Annotated in this window: 15 protein-coding genes; 7 read left to right on the forward strand and 8 right to left on the reverse strand. The window is 73.4% G+C overall.

Annotated features, from left to right (window positions below; translation table 11 throughout):
- Nucleotides 1–90: 90 nt before the first annotated feature.
- Together ABZ809_RS04145 and ABZ809_RS04150 are read right to left on the reverse strand one after the other, a co-directional pair.
- Nucleotides 91–690: an ATP-dependent Clp protease proteolytic subunit gene (locus tag ABZ809_RS04145; RefSeq protein ID WP_357560929.1), complete on the reverse strand. Its 600-nt coding sequence runs from the start codon at nt 688–690 to the stop codon at nt 91–93.
- 138 nt (nt 691–828) lie between these two features.
- On the reverse strand, nt 829–1,329 hold the full coding sequence (locus ABZ809_RS04150; RefSeq protein ID WP_357560930.1) for a helix-turn-helix transcriptional regulator: 501 nt from the start codon (nt 1,327–1,329) through the stop codon (nt 829–831).
- Nucleotides 1,330–1,527: 198 nt separating this feature from the next.
- On the opposite strand from ABZ809_RS04150, the gene ABZ809_RS04155 reads away from it, so the two are divergent.
- Nucleotides 1,528–2,541: a potassium channel family protein gene (locus ABZ809_RS04155; protein ID WP_357560931.1), complete on the forward strand. Its 1,014-nt coding sequence runs from the start codon at nt 1,528–1,530 to the stop codon at nt 2,539–2,541.
- Between the two features lie 506 nt (nt 2,542–3,047).
- Here ABZ809_RS04155 and ABZ809_RS04160 read toward each other — a convergent pair.
- From ABZ809_RS04160 to ABZ809_RS04170, 3 genes are all read right to left on the reverse strand, one after another.
- The gene (locus tag ABZ809_RS04160; RefSeq protein WP_357560932.1) at nt 3,048–4,082 is read right to left on the reverse strand and encodes a 2-oxoacid:ferredoxin oxidoreductase subunit beta; all 1,035 of its coding nucleotides are present in this window, start codon (nt 4,080–4,082) and stop codon (nt 3,048–3,050) included.
- Nucleotides 4,075–5,922, reverse strand: a complete 1,848-nt coding sequence (locus ABZ809_RS04165) for a 2-oxoacid:acceptor oxidoreductase subunit alpha (RefSeq protein ID WP_357560933.1) — start codon at nt 5,920–5,922, stop codon at nt 4,075–4,077. The genes ABZ809_RS04160 and ABZ809_RS04165 overlap by 8 nt, the downstream gene beginning before the upstream one ends.
- A 324-nt stretch (nt 5,923–6,246) precedes the next feature.
- Complete coding sequence (locus ABZ809_RS04170) at nt 6,247–7,662, reverse strand: hypothetical protein (protein ID WP_357560934.1); 1,416 nt, start codon at nt 7,660–7,662, stop codon at nt 6,247–6,249.
- Nucleotides 7,663–7,796: 134 nt separating this feature from the next.
- Between ABZ809_RS04170 and ndhC the strand changes: the two genes are divergently transcribed.
- Entirely contained in the window at nt 7,797–8,174 is a 378-nt protein-coding gene (gene ndhC / locus ABZ809_RS04175; RefSeq protein ID WP_357560935.1) for an NADH-quinone oxidoreductase subunit A, read from the forward strand.
- 32 nt (nt 8,175–8,206) lie between these two features.
- On the opposite strand, the gene folP is transcribed toward ndhC, so the two are convergent.
- Nucleotides 8,207–9,076 (reverse strand): dihydropteroate synthase, encoded by an 870-nt coding sequence (gene folP, locus ABZ809_RS04180; RefSeq protein ID WP_357560936.1) that lies wholly within the window; start codon nt 9,074–9,076, stop codon nt 8,207–8,209.
- 200 nt (nt 9,077–9,276) lie between these two features.
- Between folP and ABZ809_RS04185 the strand changes: the two genes are divergently transcribed.
- The 4 genes from ABZ809_RS04185 to ABZ809_RS04200 all read left to right on the forward strand — a co-directional run bounded on the left by ABZ809_RS04185 (nt 9,277) and on the right by ABZ809_RS04200 (nt 11,866).
- Nucleotides 9,277–9,990 (forward strand): DivIVA domain-containing protein, encoded by a 714-nt coding sequence (locus tag ABZ809_RS04185; protein WP_357560937.1) that lies wholly within the window; start codon nt 9,277–9,279, stop codon nt 9,988–9,990.
- Complete coding sequence (locus ABZ809_RS04190) at nt 9,987–10,481, forward strand: SRPBCC family protein (protein WP_357560938.1); 495 nt, start codon at nt 9,987–9,989, stop codon at nt 10,479–10,481. Before ABZ809_RS04185 ends, ABZ809_RS04190 begins: the two co-directional genes overlap by 4 nt.
- A gap of 166 nt (nt 10,482–10,647) precedes the next feature.
- The gene (locus ABZ809_RS04195) at nt 10,648–11,229 is read left to right on the forward strand and encodes a DNA-3-methyladenine glycosylase I (RefSeq protein ID WP_357560939.1); all 582 of its coding nucleotides are present in this window, start codon (nt 10,648–10,650) and stop codon (nt 11,227–11,229) included.
- A gap of 13 nt (nt 11,230–11,242) precedes the next feature.
- Nucleotides 11,243–11,866, forward strand: a complete 624-nt coding sequence (locus ABZ809_RS04200) for a hypothetical protein (RefSeq protein ID WP_357560940.1) — start codon at nt 11,243–11,245, stop codon at nt 11,864–11,866.
- A 97-nt stretch (nt 11,867–11,963) separates the two neighbouring features.
- On the opposite strand, the gene ABZ809_RS04205 is transcribed toward ABZ809_RS04200, so the two are convergent.
- A complete protein-coding gene (locus ABZ809_RS04205) occupies nt 11,964–12,755 on the reverse strand; it encodes an enoyl-CoA hydratase-related protein (RefSeq protein WP_357560941.1) in 792 nt (263 codons plus the stop codon).
- A 3-nt stretch (nt 12,756–12,758) separates the two neighbouring features.
- Nucleotides 12,759–13,577, reverse strand: coding sequence for a PaaX family transcriptional regulator C-terminal domain-containing protein (locus tag ABZ809_RS04210; protein WP_357560942.1), 819 nt, complete (start codon nt 13,575–13,577; stop codon nt 12,759–12,761).
- Nucleotides 13,578–13,767: 190 nt separating this feature from the next.
- Here ABZ809_RS04210 and ABZ809_RS04215 point away from each other — a divergent pair, with 190 nt between their 5' ends.
- Nucleotides 13,768–13,935 carry a DUF3117 domain-containing protein gene (locus ABZ809_RS04215; protein ID WP_007455245.1) on the forward strand — a complete coding sequence of 56 codons (168 nt, stop codon included), beginning with the start codon at nt 13,768–13,770 and terminating at the stop codon, nt 13,933–13,935.
- The last annotated feature ends 25 nt before the right edge of the window (nt 13,936–13,960 follow it).

Below are 13,960 nucleotides of genomic sequence, written 5' to 3' on the forward strand. Positions count from 1 at the left end.
GTCGTGACACGGTGACCGGCGTGGCAGTTCACCGTGTCAGTGAAGGTACTCGCCGAACGTGGCGGAGTAGCGACGGCGCGCACGGGCCCGTCAGCTCGCCGGAAGCTGCTCGGCTGTCGTGATCACCCGATCGATGAGGCCGTACTCGCGGGCCTCCTCGGCGGTGAACCAGCGGTCCCGGTCCCAGTCCTGCTGGATCTGCTCCAGGGGACGCCCGCTGTGCTGGGCGATCAGCTCCTGCATGGTCCGCTTCACGTGCAGCATGTTCTCCGCCTGGATCGTGATGTCCGCGACGGTGCCGCCGAAACCGCCGGACGGCTGGTGCATCATGATCCGCGAGTGGGGCAGCGCGTAACGCTTACCGGCCGTCCCCGCGCAGAGCAGGAACTGCCCCATCGAGCCGGCGAAGCCGAGCGCCACCGTGGCCACGTCGCTGCCGACGTAGCGCATCGTGTCGTAGACGGCCATCCCCGCGCTCACCGAGCCGCCCGGCGAGTTGATGTAGAGGACGATGTCCCGCTGCGGGTCCTCGGCGGCGAGCAGCAGCATCTGGGCGCAGATCTGGTTCGCCGAGGCGTCGGTCACCTCGGTGCCGAGGAAGATGATCCGTTCCTTCAACAACCGCTCGTACACCTGGTCGCCGAAGGACGGCTGCCCAGCGTCCAACATCCGCACGTCGAGACCGATCATCGCGTCCGCCCTCCTGGCCGTGCCGGCGGGCGGCCGGCGGGCGCCCGGGGGACCGGCCTCTCCAGCCTGCGCGGGACGGCGCGCGGCAGCCCAACCGTTCTGCCGGGGGCAGATCTGCCGCCGGCAGAACCGGCCGGGCTAGACGGCGGTCAGCCGCCGCCCGCCCGACCGCGACCGCGCACAACCGAGTGCGAGGCGGGTACGCGGGCCGGAGCGACCGCCCTGGTCGGAGGCGGGACGCCTGACCCGGAGCGTCGGACCGCCCGCCCGAGGCCCCAGGTGGAGCAGTGGGCCACCGGTCCGGGGACCGACCCGGGGGGCCGCAGGGGCGGCGGCATCGGGGCGGCCGGCCTCCGCCAGCTCCAGGCGGGCCTGGCTGTGCCGGGGGGCCGCCGGAATGCGCGGCTCGACCCGGCGCAGGTCGTCACGCGCCTCCTCCAACAGGTCGGACAGGTGGATGCCGAGGGACCGGCAGATCGCCGCGAGCACCTCCGAGGAGGCCTCCTTGCGACCGCGTTCGACCTCGGACAGGTAGGGGACCGACACCCCGGCGGTCTCGGCCACCTCGCGTAGCGTGCGGCCCTGGCGCAGCCGGAGCCGGCGCAGCACCTCGCCGATCACTCGTCGCAGCAACGACATGCCGGCCTCACTCTCGGGCTCGTCGTCCGGGGAACAACCCCATCATGCCCCCAACCGGCGTTCGGGGAGGCCCCGCCGGCTCCGCGTCGTGCCGGATGCGGTCCCCGTTCCGGTCTGTGCGACCCCGCCGTGCGAGATCCGTGCCGGCCGCTATGTTGTGGTCGTGCAGGCGACGACGGAGCCGGGGCAGGCTCTCACGTGATCCATTTTCCCGCGCAGCGACGTGGCCCCCTGAGCGCGCTCAGCCTCCGGCTGGCCGCCGCTGTCGGCCTGGTCTTCGCCACGGTCGCCGTGGTCTACCTCGACCGGGACGGCTACCGCGACGTCAACGAGGACGCGCTGACCCTGCTCGACTGCTTCTACTACGCGGTGGTCACCCTCTCGACCACCGGATACGGCGACATCACCCCGGTCAGCCAGGCCGCCCGGCTGGTCAACGTCGTCTACATCACGCCGGCCCGGGTGATCTTCCTGATCATCCTGGTCGGCACCACCCTGGAAGTGCTGACCGAGCAGTACCGCACCGGGCGTCGCCTGTCGCGGTGGAGGAGAGCCGTGAAGGACCACGTCATCATCTGCGGCTACGGCACGAAGGGCCGCAGCGCGGTCTCCGCCCTGCTCGAGAACGGGCTGGACAAGTCCCGGATCGTGGTCGTGGAACGCAGCGGGCCGGCCCTGCGGCAGGCCACCTCGGCCGGCCTGGTGGCGATCGAGGGCTCGGCGACCCGCTCGTCGGTGCTCAACGAGGCGCACGTACGCAACGCCAAGGCGGTGATCATCGCGACCGACAGCGACGACGCCTCCGTCCTGGTGGCGCTGACCGTGCGGCAGCTCACCGCCGGGCAGGTGCGGATCATCGCCGCCGCGCGGGAGGCGGAGAACGCCCCCTTGCTCAAGCAGAGCGGCGCCCACCACGTGATCGTCTCCTCGGCCACCGCCGGCCGGCTGCTGGGTCTGTCCACGTCGGCCCCGCCGCTGATCGACGTGGTGGAGGATTTGCTCACCCCCGGCCAGGGCATGGCGCTGGCGATGCGCTCCGCCGAGCGGGCCGAGGTCGGCCGCTCGCCCCGTGAGCTGGAATCGCTGGTCATCGCCCTGGTGCGGCGGGGCAAGGTGGTGACCCTGGCCGACAAGGCCGGCGCGGTCATCGAGACCGGCGACATGCTGGTGCACGTACGCGACGACCGTCCTCAGGCGACGGCAGCCCCCTGACCGGACCGTCCTGACCAGCCGGGTGCCGCTGGCGCGTTGGCCCCGGTGCCTGCCCTGGTGCTCATCGGGCCGCTGATCGTCGCGCTAAGTAGTCAGTTCCTGGCCCCCGTCCCATTGCCCTCCGGACGCTTTGCTCTGCAGCCACATACGCAACAGGCACTCAGGGTTACTGGTGCGCATGTGGCTGCAGAGCAAAGGGCGGGCGGGGCGTGGTCGGTCCTGGGCTCGGCCCGCAATGAATGCACTGGTCACGGGGCTGGTGGTGGCGGCGGTGGCGGGCGCTCGCCGTTCGGCTTCGCGACGGCCGTCACTCGTCGTAGTGAATGGCGGAAATTTGGTCCTGTTCACGCAGCGTGACCTGATGGGCGTGCCCCGACTCGGCAGAGGAGGCCCACCATCAGCGAGCAGGGCCCGCAACCCGGATCGGGTTGCGGGCCCCTACTGTCGTTCCGGCGCTGCGGCGGGCAGCCGCACCGGCCCCTGTCGGTGGCGGCCGGCCGCCCCGGTCAGAGGATGGTCCAGGTGTCCCCGCTGGCGAGGAGACCGGCGAGCTGCTGCTCCGGGGTCTCGGTGACCTTCGCCTTGGCCGCGTCGAGCTGCGCCTGCACCACGCTGTCGTAGGACGGCCGGGCCACCGAGCGGAACACGCCGATCGGGGTGTTCCGCAGGTCCAGGTCGGGCAGGCGGGAAAGCGCGAAGGCGTACGCCGGGTCGGTGACCGTGGTGTCGTGCACGACGATCTCCCCGGGGTCGACGGAGGCGGTCTCGCGGACCTCCAGGCCGAACCCGCCGGGCGGGTGGACGACGCAGAACTGCCCGTCCTTGCCGAACGTGATGGGCTGCCCGTGCTCCAGCCGGATCAGGAAGTCGTCCCGCGTGGCCGGCTCCTTGAGCTGGTCGAAGGCGCCGTCGTTGAAGATGTTGCAGTTCTGGTAGATCTCCACGAACGCCGAGCCCTGGTGCTCCGCGGCGGCCCGTAGCACCGACTGGAGGTGCTTGCGGTCGGAGTCGATGGTGCGGCCCACGAAGGTGGCCTCGGCGCCGAGGGCGAGCGACAGCGGGTTGAACGGCGCGTCGGCCGAGCCGGCCGGCGTCGACTTCGTGACCTTGCCGACCTCGGAGGTCGGCGAGTACTGCCCCTTGGTCAGGCCGTAGATCCGGTTGTTGAACAGCAGGATCTTCAGGTTGACGTTGCGGCGCAGGGCGTGGATCAGGTGGTTGCCACCGATGGAGAGGGCGTCACCGTCGCCGGTGACCACCCAGACCGACAGGTCGGGGCGGCTGGCCGACAGGCCGGTGGCGATCGCCGGGGCGCGGCCGTGGATCGAGTGCATCCCGTAGGTGTTCATGTAGTACGGGAAACGGGACGAGCAGCCGATGCCGGAGACGAAGACGATCCGCTCACGCGGGATGTTCAGCTCCGGCATGAACTGCTGGATCGCGGCGAGGATCGCGTAGTCGCCGCAGCCGGGGCACCAGCGCACCTCCTGGTCGGACTTGAAGTCCTTGGCGGTGAGCTTGAGGGCGACGGGCTCAGACATTCTTCAGGACCTCTTCCAGCATCGTCTCCAGCTCGTTGGCCGTGAACGGCAGACCGCGGACCTGGTTGTAGCCGATCGCGTCGACCAGGTACTTGGCCCGGATCACGTGGGCGAGCTGGCCGAGGTTCATCTCGGGGATGACCACCCGGTCGTAGGAGCGCAGCACCTCGCCGAGATTGGCGGGCATCGGGGCGAGGTGGCGCAGGTGTGCCTGGGCGATGGCGTGGCCGCGCTGGCGCAGCCCCCGGCACGCCGCGCCGATCGGCCCGTACGTCGAGCCCCAGCCGAGCACCAGCACCCGGGCGTCGCCGTCCGGGTCCTCGACCTCGACGTCCGGCACCGGGATCGTCTCGATCCGGGCCGCCCGGGTGCGCACCATGAAGTCGTGGTTCGCCGGGTCGTACGAGATGTCGCCGGTCTTGTCGGCCTTCTCCAGGCCGCCGATGCGGTGCTCCAGCCCGGCGGTGCCCGGGACGGCCCACGGCCGGGCCAGGGTCTCCGGGTCGCGCAGGTAGGGCAGGAAGGTCGTGCCGTCCTCACCGTTGGGCTTAGTGGCGAACTCGACCCGCAAATCGGGCAGCGACTCGACGTCGGGCAGCAGCCACGGCTCGGAGCCGTTGGCGACGTAGTTGTCGGAGAGCAGGATGACCGGGGTGCGGTAGGTCAGCGCGATCCGGGCCGCCTCGATGGCCGCGTGGAAGCAGTCCGACGGCGACTTCGGCGCGATCACCGCGATCGGGGCCTCGCCGTGGCGACCGTAGAGCGCCATGTTGAGGTCGGCCTGCTCGGTCTTGGTGGGCATGCCCGTGGAGGGGCCGGCCCGCTGCACGTCGACGATGACCAGCGGCAGTTCCAACGCCACCGCGAGGGAGATCGTCTCGCTCTTGAGCGCCACGCCCGGACCGCTGGTGGTGGTTACGCCGAGCGCGCCGCCGTACGAGGCGCCCAGCGCCGCGCCGACCGCGGCGATCTCGTCCTCGGCCTGCATGGTGAGCACGCCGAAGCGCTTGTGCTTGCTCAGCTCGTGCAGGATGTCCGACGCCGGGGTGATCGGGTAGGCGCCCAGGAAGACCGGCAGCCCGGAGCGGACGCCGGCGGCCACCAGGCCGAGCGAGAGGGCCGCGTTACCGGTGATGTTGCGGTAGGTGCCCGGCTGCATCTTCGCCGGCTTGACCTCGTAGCGGACCCCGAAGTCCTCGGTGGTCTCGCCGAAGTTCCAGCCGGCGCGGAACGCCGCGACGTTGGCCGCGACCAGCACCGGGCGGGCGGCGAACTTGCGCTCCAGGAAGCGCAGGGTCGACTCGTAGGGCCGGCTGTACATCCAGGAGAGCAGGCCGAGGGCGAACATGTTCTTGGCCCGCTCGGCGTCCTTCTTGGAGACGTCGTGCTCGGCGAGCGCGCCGACCGTCATCGACGTCAGCGCCACCGGGTGCACCACGTAGCCGGAGAGGGAGTCGTCGTCGAGCGGGTTCGCCTGGTAGCCGACCTTGGCCAGGTTGCGCTTGGTGAACTCGTCGGTGTTGACGATGATGTCCGCCCCGCGCGGCAGGTCGGCGAGGTTGGCCTTGAGTGCCGCCGGGTTCATCGCCACCAGCACGTTCGGCGCGTCGCCCGGGGTCAGGATGTCGTAGTCGGCGAAGTGCACCTGGAAGCTCGACACGCCCGGCAGGGTGCCGGCGGGGGCCCGGATCTCCGCCGGGAAGTTCGGCAACGTGGAGATGTCGTTGCCCAACTGCGCGGTCTCGGAGGTGAACCGGTCACCGGTGAGTTGCATGCCGTCGCCGGAGTCGCCGGCGAACCGGATGACCACCCGGTCCAGTTGACGGATCTGCTTGGTCACGCCTGCACCTCGCTTCGCTGGGCGCGGTCGCGCGGGCGGCTGAACATGATGGTGACCTCGCCTTGCCCGGCCACGGGACCTCCTTGACGCACCGCCGCACCAGACCCGCGACGACGGGCCCGGTCCGCTGTAGTTACCTCACCTGAGAGCCTACGTCGGATCGCTGCCCCAACCTTCTCGGAGGCCGCCCAATGGGATGGGAACCAGCGAGATTCCACCCCGGTTTGAGGTGTTTCCAGCCGCTCGCCGTAATCCAGATCACCGGGCCGCCGGGCCACCGGGCACGCCGGCGCGATCGGGACGGCCATCCGGCGGCTCGTCCGGTCACGGCTTCGGGCTCGCCGGCGGCCCGGCCGACGGGACGGCCAGCCGCCGCCGCAGCGAGATGGTCGCCAACGCGAGGGCGAACACCACCAGCAGCGTGGAGACCGCGATCAGGAGGATCGCCGTCCGCCGGGCCGAGCCGCCCCGCCCGTCGCCGACGGACGGGGTGCCGGCCGCCAGCACGCCCTGCGACCCCGTCGGCGCGGGCGGCGAGACCATCGGGGTCGCCAGGGCCGCCGCCGCGGTGATCCGGAAGCTCATCCGCAGCTGGCGTGCCCTGCCGCCGCGCGGGTCGAGCTGCCCGAGCACCGCGCCGGACAGCGGGGCCCGCAGCTGGGCCTCGGGCGTCGCGGACACCGGCAGCCGCAGCTCCGCCGTCCGGCCGGCGGCGACGGTGCCGAGCGAGCAGCGGGTACGGTCCGTGCCGGCCGGGGCACAGCCGGGCGGGGGCGCCGGCACGGTCACCCCGGCAGGCAGCACCACCTCGATCCGGCCCTCGGCGTCCACCCGGCCGCTGTTGCCCAGCCGTACGGCGAGCCCGCTCGACCCGCCGCCGATGTCGAAGGAGACCTCCTCGGCATCGAGGGTGATTCCGGGCACCGGCGGACCCGGCGGGAAGAGCACGGCGAAGCCCTCGTCGTCGGTCGCCGGACCGGGGGCACCGGGGGCGGTCGCGGTGACCCGGACGGAGCCGCTGAGCGGCATCCGCCGCCAGGCGTCACCGCTGACCCGTACGCGGAGCAGGGTGCTGAACCGGGCGCCCGGAGCGCTCGTCCACTCGCCGCAGCGATGCTCCCCTCCGCCGGCGCCGGCGCAGCCCCCGGTGCCGGCGTCGGTCAACCCGGCCGGGAGCGTGTAGGCCAGCCGGATCCGGGCGGGTGTGGCGCCGGTGTTCGTGACGGTCACCCGGAGCGTGGCCACCGTGCTCGGGGCGTTCCAGTAGGCGGCGGTCAGGGTGACGTCGTCGGTCGTGACGTGGACCCCGGCCGGGGGCGCCGGCGGGCTCGGGGCGGGTGCGGACGGCCGGACCGGGGGCACCGACGGTGACGGGACCGGTGCGCCGGTGGTCGGCGCGGCGGTGGTGGGTGCCGGTTCCTGCGGGGCGGTCGTCGTCGGCGCCGGCTCGGTCGTCCCGGCGGGCGGCGTCGCCTCCGGCGGCGGCGCCGTGGTGGTCGGCGCCTCGGTGGGCACCGGGCCGGTGTCGGTCGGATCCGCCGTCGGGACACCCCCGCCGGGCTCGCCGACCGGTTCGGTGGCTGACGGGTGGGTGGTGGCGGCGATCCGGGCGGCGGCCGGGTGGGCGGTCGCCCAGACCGGCAGCGCGGCGACCGTCAGGCCGAGCGCGAGCGAGATCGCCAGCGGCACGGCGCGTCGGTCGCGCACCCGCCGGCCGAGCCGTACGTCCACGCGGGCCATCCGTCCTCCGGTGACGATGAGTGAGCCCCAATGGTCGGCAATGGTTGCCGAAGGGCACTAGTCCCAGGGGGAAACAAATCCGTAACGGGTTCGACCCGGCCGGGCGGCCGGGAGGGGCGGTAGGCTCAGCGACCGTGACCGGTTACCTGGGCTCGTACGCGACGCTCGGGCTGCTGTTGCTCGCCAGCGTCCTCTTCTTCGTGGTGGCGTTCTCGGCCAACAGAGTGTTACGCCCTGCCCGCCCGGCGGAGCCCTTCGGCAAGCGCGCCAGCTACGAGTGCGGCCTCGACCCCGTCGGCGCCGACTGGGCGCAGATGCAGATCCGTTACTACGTGTACGCGTACCTCTACGTGTTGTTCGCCGTGGAGTCGGTGTTCCTCTTCCCCTGGGCGGTGGTCTTCGACCGGCCGGGCTTCGGGCTGGTCACGGTCGTCGAGATGGCGGTCTTCGTCGCGGTGCTGGCGCTCGGCATCCTCTACGCCTGGCGGAAGAACATCCTGCGCTGGTCCTGACCGGCTGGTCCTGGCCGGCCGGGGCGGGGCGGTCAGGCGAGGCCACGCCGGGTCAGCGTGGGCGGGCGGTCGCCCCGGATCGAGGCGACCATGTCGAGTACCCGGCGGGTGGGGCGGACCTGGTGCGCGCGGAAGACCCGGGCCCCCAGCCAGGCCGAGACCACGGTGGCCGCGAGAGTCCCCTCCAGCCGCTCGGTCACCGGCAGGTCCAGCGTCTCGCCGATGAAGTCCTTGTTCGACAGGGCGACCAGCAGCGGCCAGCCGGTTCCGGAGAGTTCGTCGAGGCGGCGGGTGATCTCCAGCGAGTGGCGGGTGTTCTTGCCGAAGTCGTGCGCCGGGTCGATCAGGATCCCGTCGGCGCGTACGCCCAGCGCGACCGCGCGTTCGGCGAGCCCGGTCACCGTCGTGACGACGTCGGCGACCACGTCGGCGAAGGCCGCCCGGTGCGGTCGGGTCCGGGGCGTCAGGCCGCCGGCGTGCGAGCACACCAGCCCCGCGCCGGTCTGCGCCGCCACCTGGGCCAGCGCCGGGTCGGCGCCCGACCAGGTGTCGTTGAGCAGGTCGGCGCCGGCCGCCACCGCCTCCACCGCCACCTCGGCCCGCCAGGTGTCGATCGAGATCACCACGTCGGGGAAGGCGGCCCGCACGGCGGCGATCGTCCGCACCGTACGGCGGATCTCCTCGGCCACGTCGACCTCCGCGCCCGGGCCGGCCTTGACCCCGCCGATGTCGATGATCCCGGCGCCCTCCTCGACCGCCCGCTCCACCGCCCGCAGTGCGCTGTCCTGGGCGAACGTCGCGCCCCGGTCGAAGAACGAGTCCGGCGTGCGGTTGACGATCGCCATCACCACCAACTCGTCCGGGCCGAACGTGCGCCCACCGAGCCGAAGCGTCCCGGCCATACCGCCTCCTGAAGGTCGCGCCCGCGGCCCGTTCCCCGCCCGCCGATCACGACGCTAGCCGGTCCGACTCCGGCAGGCCCGATCGGTCCGTCCCCGCCGCCCCAGGTCGGGGGGTGTGCCGGCCGCCCGGACGGTACCGATCCGGAACGCGGGCGGGTGGTGGGGTCGCTCCGGCCCGTTCGACGTGCCACGATCTGTGCATGGGTCAGGTTCTGCTCCTGCTGGTCGTGGCGTTGACCGTCGCGGCGGTCGTGTTCGGCGTGACGGTGCTGGTCACCGGCCGGGATCCCGGCCTGGCGCCGGCCGAGCCGGACGGGCGGGCCGTGCCGTTGCCGGCCGCCCGGCCGCTCCGCGAAGCCGACGTGGGTGAGGTCCGGTTCGACACCGCGCTGCGGGGCTACCGCATGGAGCAGGTCGACCAGGCGATGCGCCGGGCGGCCTACGACGTCGGGTACAAGTCCGAGCTGATCGGGGTGCTGGAGGCGGAGGTCGCCGCGTTGCGTGAGGGCCGGACGGCCGACGCCGACGCCCTGCGCAGCGCCCGGGAACAGGCGGCCGGAGCGGCCGCCGCCGAGCAGTCGCCGCAGGCCGGGGGGACGGTGCCGGTCGACGCCGACCGGGCGGAGCCGCCCGGGGGCAGCGACATCGTGGTCGAGCCGATCCCCGCGTTCGCCGGAGCCGGTTCGGCGGCGGGCGACGAACCGCCGGCCGGCGGCGGAGTCGGCGGGCGCCGTGACGACGCGACCGCCGCCGGGGCGGGCGACGGCGGTGCCGCGGACCGCAGCGCGACGGGTAAGGGCGGTCCCGCCGATCGCGACGGCGGCGACCCCGGCGCAGCGGGCGACGACGGCGCGGCCTCGCCGGCGGGCGACGAGGGGCGGTCCGATCCGGTGGTCCGGTCGGAGTCGAAGTGACTCCGGAGGGCGGCGACGCCCTGCGCGAGGTCTCCCAGCCCGGCGCGGGTGAGGTCACCGCCACGGTGATCGTCGACGCGCCGGCGCCGCGGGTCTTCGCGGCGCTGACCGCCTGGGAGCGGCAGTCGGACTGGATCCCCTTCACCACCGTCCGGGTGGTCGAGGGGGACGGCGGCGAGGGCAGCCTGGTCGAGGCGGTGACCGCGCTCGGCCCCGCCGTGCTGCGCGACGAGATGCGGGTGGTCCGGGTGGACGCGCCGTACGAGGTCGGCGTCGTGCACTGCGGGAAGCTGCTGCGCGGCCCCGGCGTGCTGCGCTGCACCCCGTTGAAGCGGGGCCGCACCCAGGTGGTCTGGCACGAGTGGTTCCACCTGCCCGGCGGTCCGGCCGGCCGGGTGGCCTGGCCGGTGCTCTGGCCCGGCTCGAAGTTCAGCCTGACCCAGGCGCTGCGGAAGTTCGGCCGGATGGTCGAGCGGGGCCTGCTGCCCTGACCTCGCTCTGCACGCGGTGATCGACTCGGTTTCCCCGGCCTCGGGTCGTCGGCACGCCCCGGACGCCCCGATGTCGTCGTCGCCGGGCGGTCCGGGCCTGCCGGCCGGGGCACGTCGAGGGGCCCGAGGCGTCGGGCCTGTCGGCGCGGTGCCCTAGCGTGGACGCGTGACTGACCTGGTGATCGGCGCCGACGGGCTGCCACGCTGCGGCTGGGGGACCAGCACCCCCGACTACGTCGCCTACCACGACACCGAGTGGGGCCGGCCCCTGCGCGGCGACGACGCGCTCTACGAGCGGGTCACGCTGGAGGCGTTCCAGTCGGGGCTGTCCTGGCTGACGATCCTCCGCAAACGCCCCGCGTTCCGGCTGGCCTTCGACGAGTTCCGGATCGGGACCGTGGCCGGCTACGGCGACGCCGACGTCGCCCGGCTGCTCGCCGACGCCGGCATCGTCCGCAACCGGGCCAAGATCGAGGCGGCGATCGCCAACGCCCGGGCGGCTCTGGAACTGCCGGGCGGGCTCTCCGCACTGCTCTGGTCCTTCGCCCCGCCGCCCCGCCCGGCCCGACCCGGGTCGTTCGCGGAGGTGCCGGCGCTGACCGCCGAGTCCACCGCGCTGGCCAAGGCGCTCAAGAAGCGGGGTTTCCGCTTCGTCGGGCCGACCACGGCATACGCGCTGATGCAGGCCACCGGGATGGTCGACGACCACCTCGCGGGCTGCCACGTCGTGGCGGCGGAGGTGGCGTGATGGGATGGAGGCCATGACGACCGAGACCGCGCACCGGGTGGACGGGGCACGCCCCACCGACGGCACGGGCGCCTGGGCGGTGCTGCTGCCCACCGGGCGCTACGAGGCCGAGCGGCTCGTCCACCACGACACACTCGAGCTGACCGGCCTGGCCGACACCACCGGGCCCCGCCCCGGCGACGGGGTGGCCGTGCTGGTCGACGCGCCGCCACGGGTGGTGGCACTGGGCCGGGTCACCGGGGCCGGCAGCCAGGAGCGGGAGGATCCGGACGACCCGGAGTCCGAGCGGGCCGGGGCGTCGCTGGTGGTGGCGTACACCCGGCGGGCCTTCGACGAGCCGGTGCCGGCCGACGTGCTGGCGCTCGACGGGCCGCTGACCGCACTGGACCCGGCGGCCTTCCGGGAGCTGGCCGACCGGCTCGGCCCGCCGCCCCGTCGGCGCAACTGGCTGGTCAGCCTCGACCTGCCGATCGAGGCCGATTCGCCCGCCGAGGCGGTCCGGCTGTTCTGGGCCTACGTGCAGGAGCTGGGGCCGCGCGAGCTGCCCGCCTTCGTCTCGCCCTCCGGGGACGAGCTGGCCATGCAGGCGTTCGTGCTCGGCGCGGAGGCCAACCAGGATCCGGAGGAGGACGACTGACCCGTTCCGGCCCGCTCTCCGACCGTCGCTGTCTCCGCCTTCGGGCGTCGGCTCCGCGCCGGCTGGCAAGCCGTTCCGGGCGTCGGCTCCGGCGGCGTCAGCGGCCCTCGAAGACCGGCTTCTCCTTGTTGACGAAGGCCAGGGTGCCGGCGCGGTGGTCGGCGGTGCCTCCGCAGATCGCCTGCGCCTGCGCCTCGGCGGCCAGGGCGTCGGCCAGCGTGCCCGCGTCGGCGATGGAGAGCTGCCGTTTGATCGCCCCGTAGGCGACGGTGGGGCCGGCGGCCAGCCGGGCGGCCAGCTCCTGCGCGGCCGGCAGCACCTGCTCGTCGTCGTCCACCAGGCGGTTGAGCAGCCCGAGCTGGCAGGCCTCCTCCGCGCGCACCGGCTCGGCCAGCATCAGCAGCTCGATCGCCTTGGCGTGGCCGACCAGCCGGGGCAGCGTCCAGGAGGCGCCGGTGTCGGCGGCCAGCCCGACCTTGGCGAACGCCATCAGGAAGCTGGTCGACGGCCCGCCGATGCGGATGTCGGCCAGGAACGCCAGCGAGGCGCCCGCCCCGGCGGCCATGCCCCGCACCGCCGCGATCACCGGCTTGGGCAGGTTGGCGAGCCGGGCGGCGATCGGGTTGTAGTGCGCCCGGACGGTGTCCAGCGGGTTGCCGTCGGCGGCCTCCAGCGTCTGCACGTGCTCGCGCAGGTCCTGGCCGGCGCTGAACGAGCGGCCCGCACCGGCGAGCACCACCGCGCGGCAGGACCGGTCGGTCTCCAGCTCGGCCAGGGCGTCCCGCAGGGCCTCCTTGAGCCCCAGGTCGAACGCGTTCAGCGCCGCGGGGCGGTTCAGCGTCAGGGTGACGACGGCGTCGGTGCGGTCGACGAGCAGCGGCTCGGTCACGATCTAACGACCCTTCTGTCGGGCGATGCGGTTGCCGGTGTCGATGCACTGCTCGACGTACCGGTCGGCGGCCGGCCGCAGCCGCGCCGCGTGCCGGTCGAAGAAACCGGCCGCGGCGATGCCGGGCCAGCGCTCGGGGAGCAGCGCCGGGGGCAACTGCGGGTCCCGGAACAGGAAGGTACGCCACGCGTGCACGAGCCGGAACCGGGCGGCGTACGCCTCCTCGTCGGGACTGCGCCCGGTGACCCCCGTCAGCAGCGGTCGCTGCTCGGCGACGAACTGCTCGTAGGCCCGGCCGATCTCGGCGAGGTCCCAGGCGCGGCGCACCACGCCCATCGCCCCGGGGGTGCCGGCGGCGTGCGCGGCGGTGAACCGCTCGTAGCGGACCCCCGCCTCGTCGAGCAGCACGTCGACTTCCTCGCCCGGGCGGGTGGCCACCCAGGTGCACTCGTCCAAGGCGCCGTAGCCGAGGAAGGTCAGGTTGGCGCTGAGCCGCTGCCGGTCCCGCCGGGCCACGGGGGACTCCAGCACCAGCAGGTCGAACCGGCCGTCCCAGGAGATCCGGCCGGTCCGGTAGATCCGCGCGGCCGCCTCGTCCAGCCGGCGGGCCGCCTTCGGCGTGATCGAGTATCCGGGACCGGACTCGAGCCGGCACGGATCGAGCCAGCCCTGGCGGACCATCCGGGAGACCGCCGTGCGTACGGCGGGTGGGGCGATCCCGAGGGGCGCCAGCAACCTGACCAGGGCGGCGACGGGTGCCCGGCCGCCCCTCGCCCGGAGGTGGTCGCCGTACAGGTCGAAGAGTGCCGACCGTGCCTGCATGACCGCACATTGTGACAGGCCTTCTCAGGATATGCTAGCTGCTGTTACATCAATGCTGCTTCGGTTTGGGTCCGGCGGTGTTCATCAGGGAAAATCGTTGGTCGACACCCCCACGTAGGTTTTTGGGTGGTCAAGACGAAGTGGTGTGGGGCAACCCACCGACCCTGGCGTAGGTCTGAGGGGAGACAACATGGCGGCGATGAAGCCGCGGACGGGCGACGGTCCGCTGGAAGTCACCAAGGAGGGCCGGGGCATCGTCATGCGCGTCCCGCTGGAGGGTGGTGGCCGGCTCGTCGTCGAGATGACTCCCGACGAGGCCAACGCGCTCGGTGACGCGTTGAAGGCAGCCGCCGGCTGACGGAGGAACGGCCCGCGCGCCCGCG

It is taken from the genome of Micromonospora sp. NPDC047074 (assembly GCF_040643815.1).
Lineage (GTDB): Bacteria > Actinomycetota > Actinomycetes > Mycobacteriales > Micromonosporaceae > Micromonospora.

What these genes read in the sequence shown, in the direction of transcription:
- ABZ809_RS04215 (WP_007455245.1), top strand. Translation starts at nt 13,768, where the DNA reads ATGGCGGCGATGAAGCCGCGGACGGGCGACGGTCCGCTGGAAGTCACC.
- ABZ809_RS04160 (WP_357560932.1), bottom strand. Translation starts at nt 4,082, where the DNA reads ATGTCTGAGCCCGTCGCCCTCAAGCTCACCGCCAAGGACTTCAAGTCC.
- ABZ809_RS04185 (WP_357560937.1), top strand. Translation starts at nt 9,277, where the DNA reads ATGGGTCAGGTTCTGCTCCTGCTGGTCGTGGCGTTGACCGTCGCGGCG.
- ABZ809_RS04150 (WP_357560930.1), bottom strand. Translation starts at nt 1,329, where the DNA reads ATGTCGTTGCTGCGACGAGTGATCGGCGAGGTGCTGCGCCGGCTCCGG.
- ABZ809_RS04170 (WP_357560934.1), bottom strand. Translation starts at nt 7,662, where the DNA reads ATGGCCCGCGTGGACGTACGGCTCGGCCGGCGGGTGCGCGACCGACGC.
- folP (WP_357560936.1), bottom strand. Translation starts at nt 9,076, where the DNA reads ATGGCCGGGACGCTTCGGCTCGGTGGGCGCACGTTCGGCCCGGACGAG.
- ABZ809_RS04210 (WP_357560942.1), bottom strand. Translation starts at nt 13,577, where the DNA reads ATGCAGGCACGGTCGGCACTCTTCGACCTGTACGGCGACCACCTCCGG.
- ABZ809_RS04145 (WP_357560929.1), bottom strand. Translation starts at nt 690, where the DNA reads ATGATCGGTCTCGACGTGCGGATGTTGGACGCTGGGCAGCCGTCCTTC.
- ABZ809_RS04200 (WP_357560940.1), top strand. Translation starts at nt 11,243, where the DNA reads ATGACGACCGAGACCGCGCACCGGGTGGACGGGGCACGCCCCACCGAC.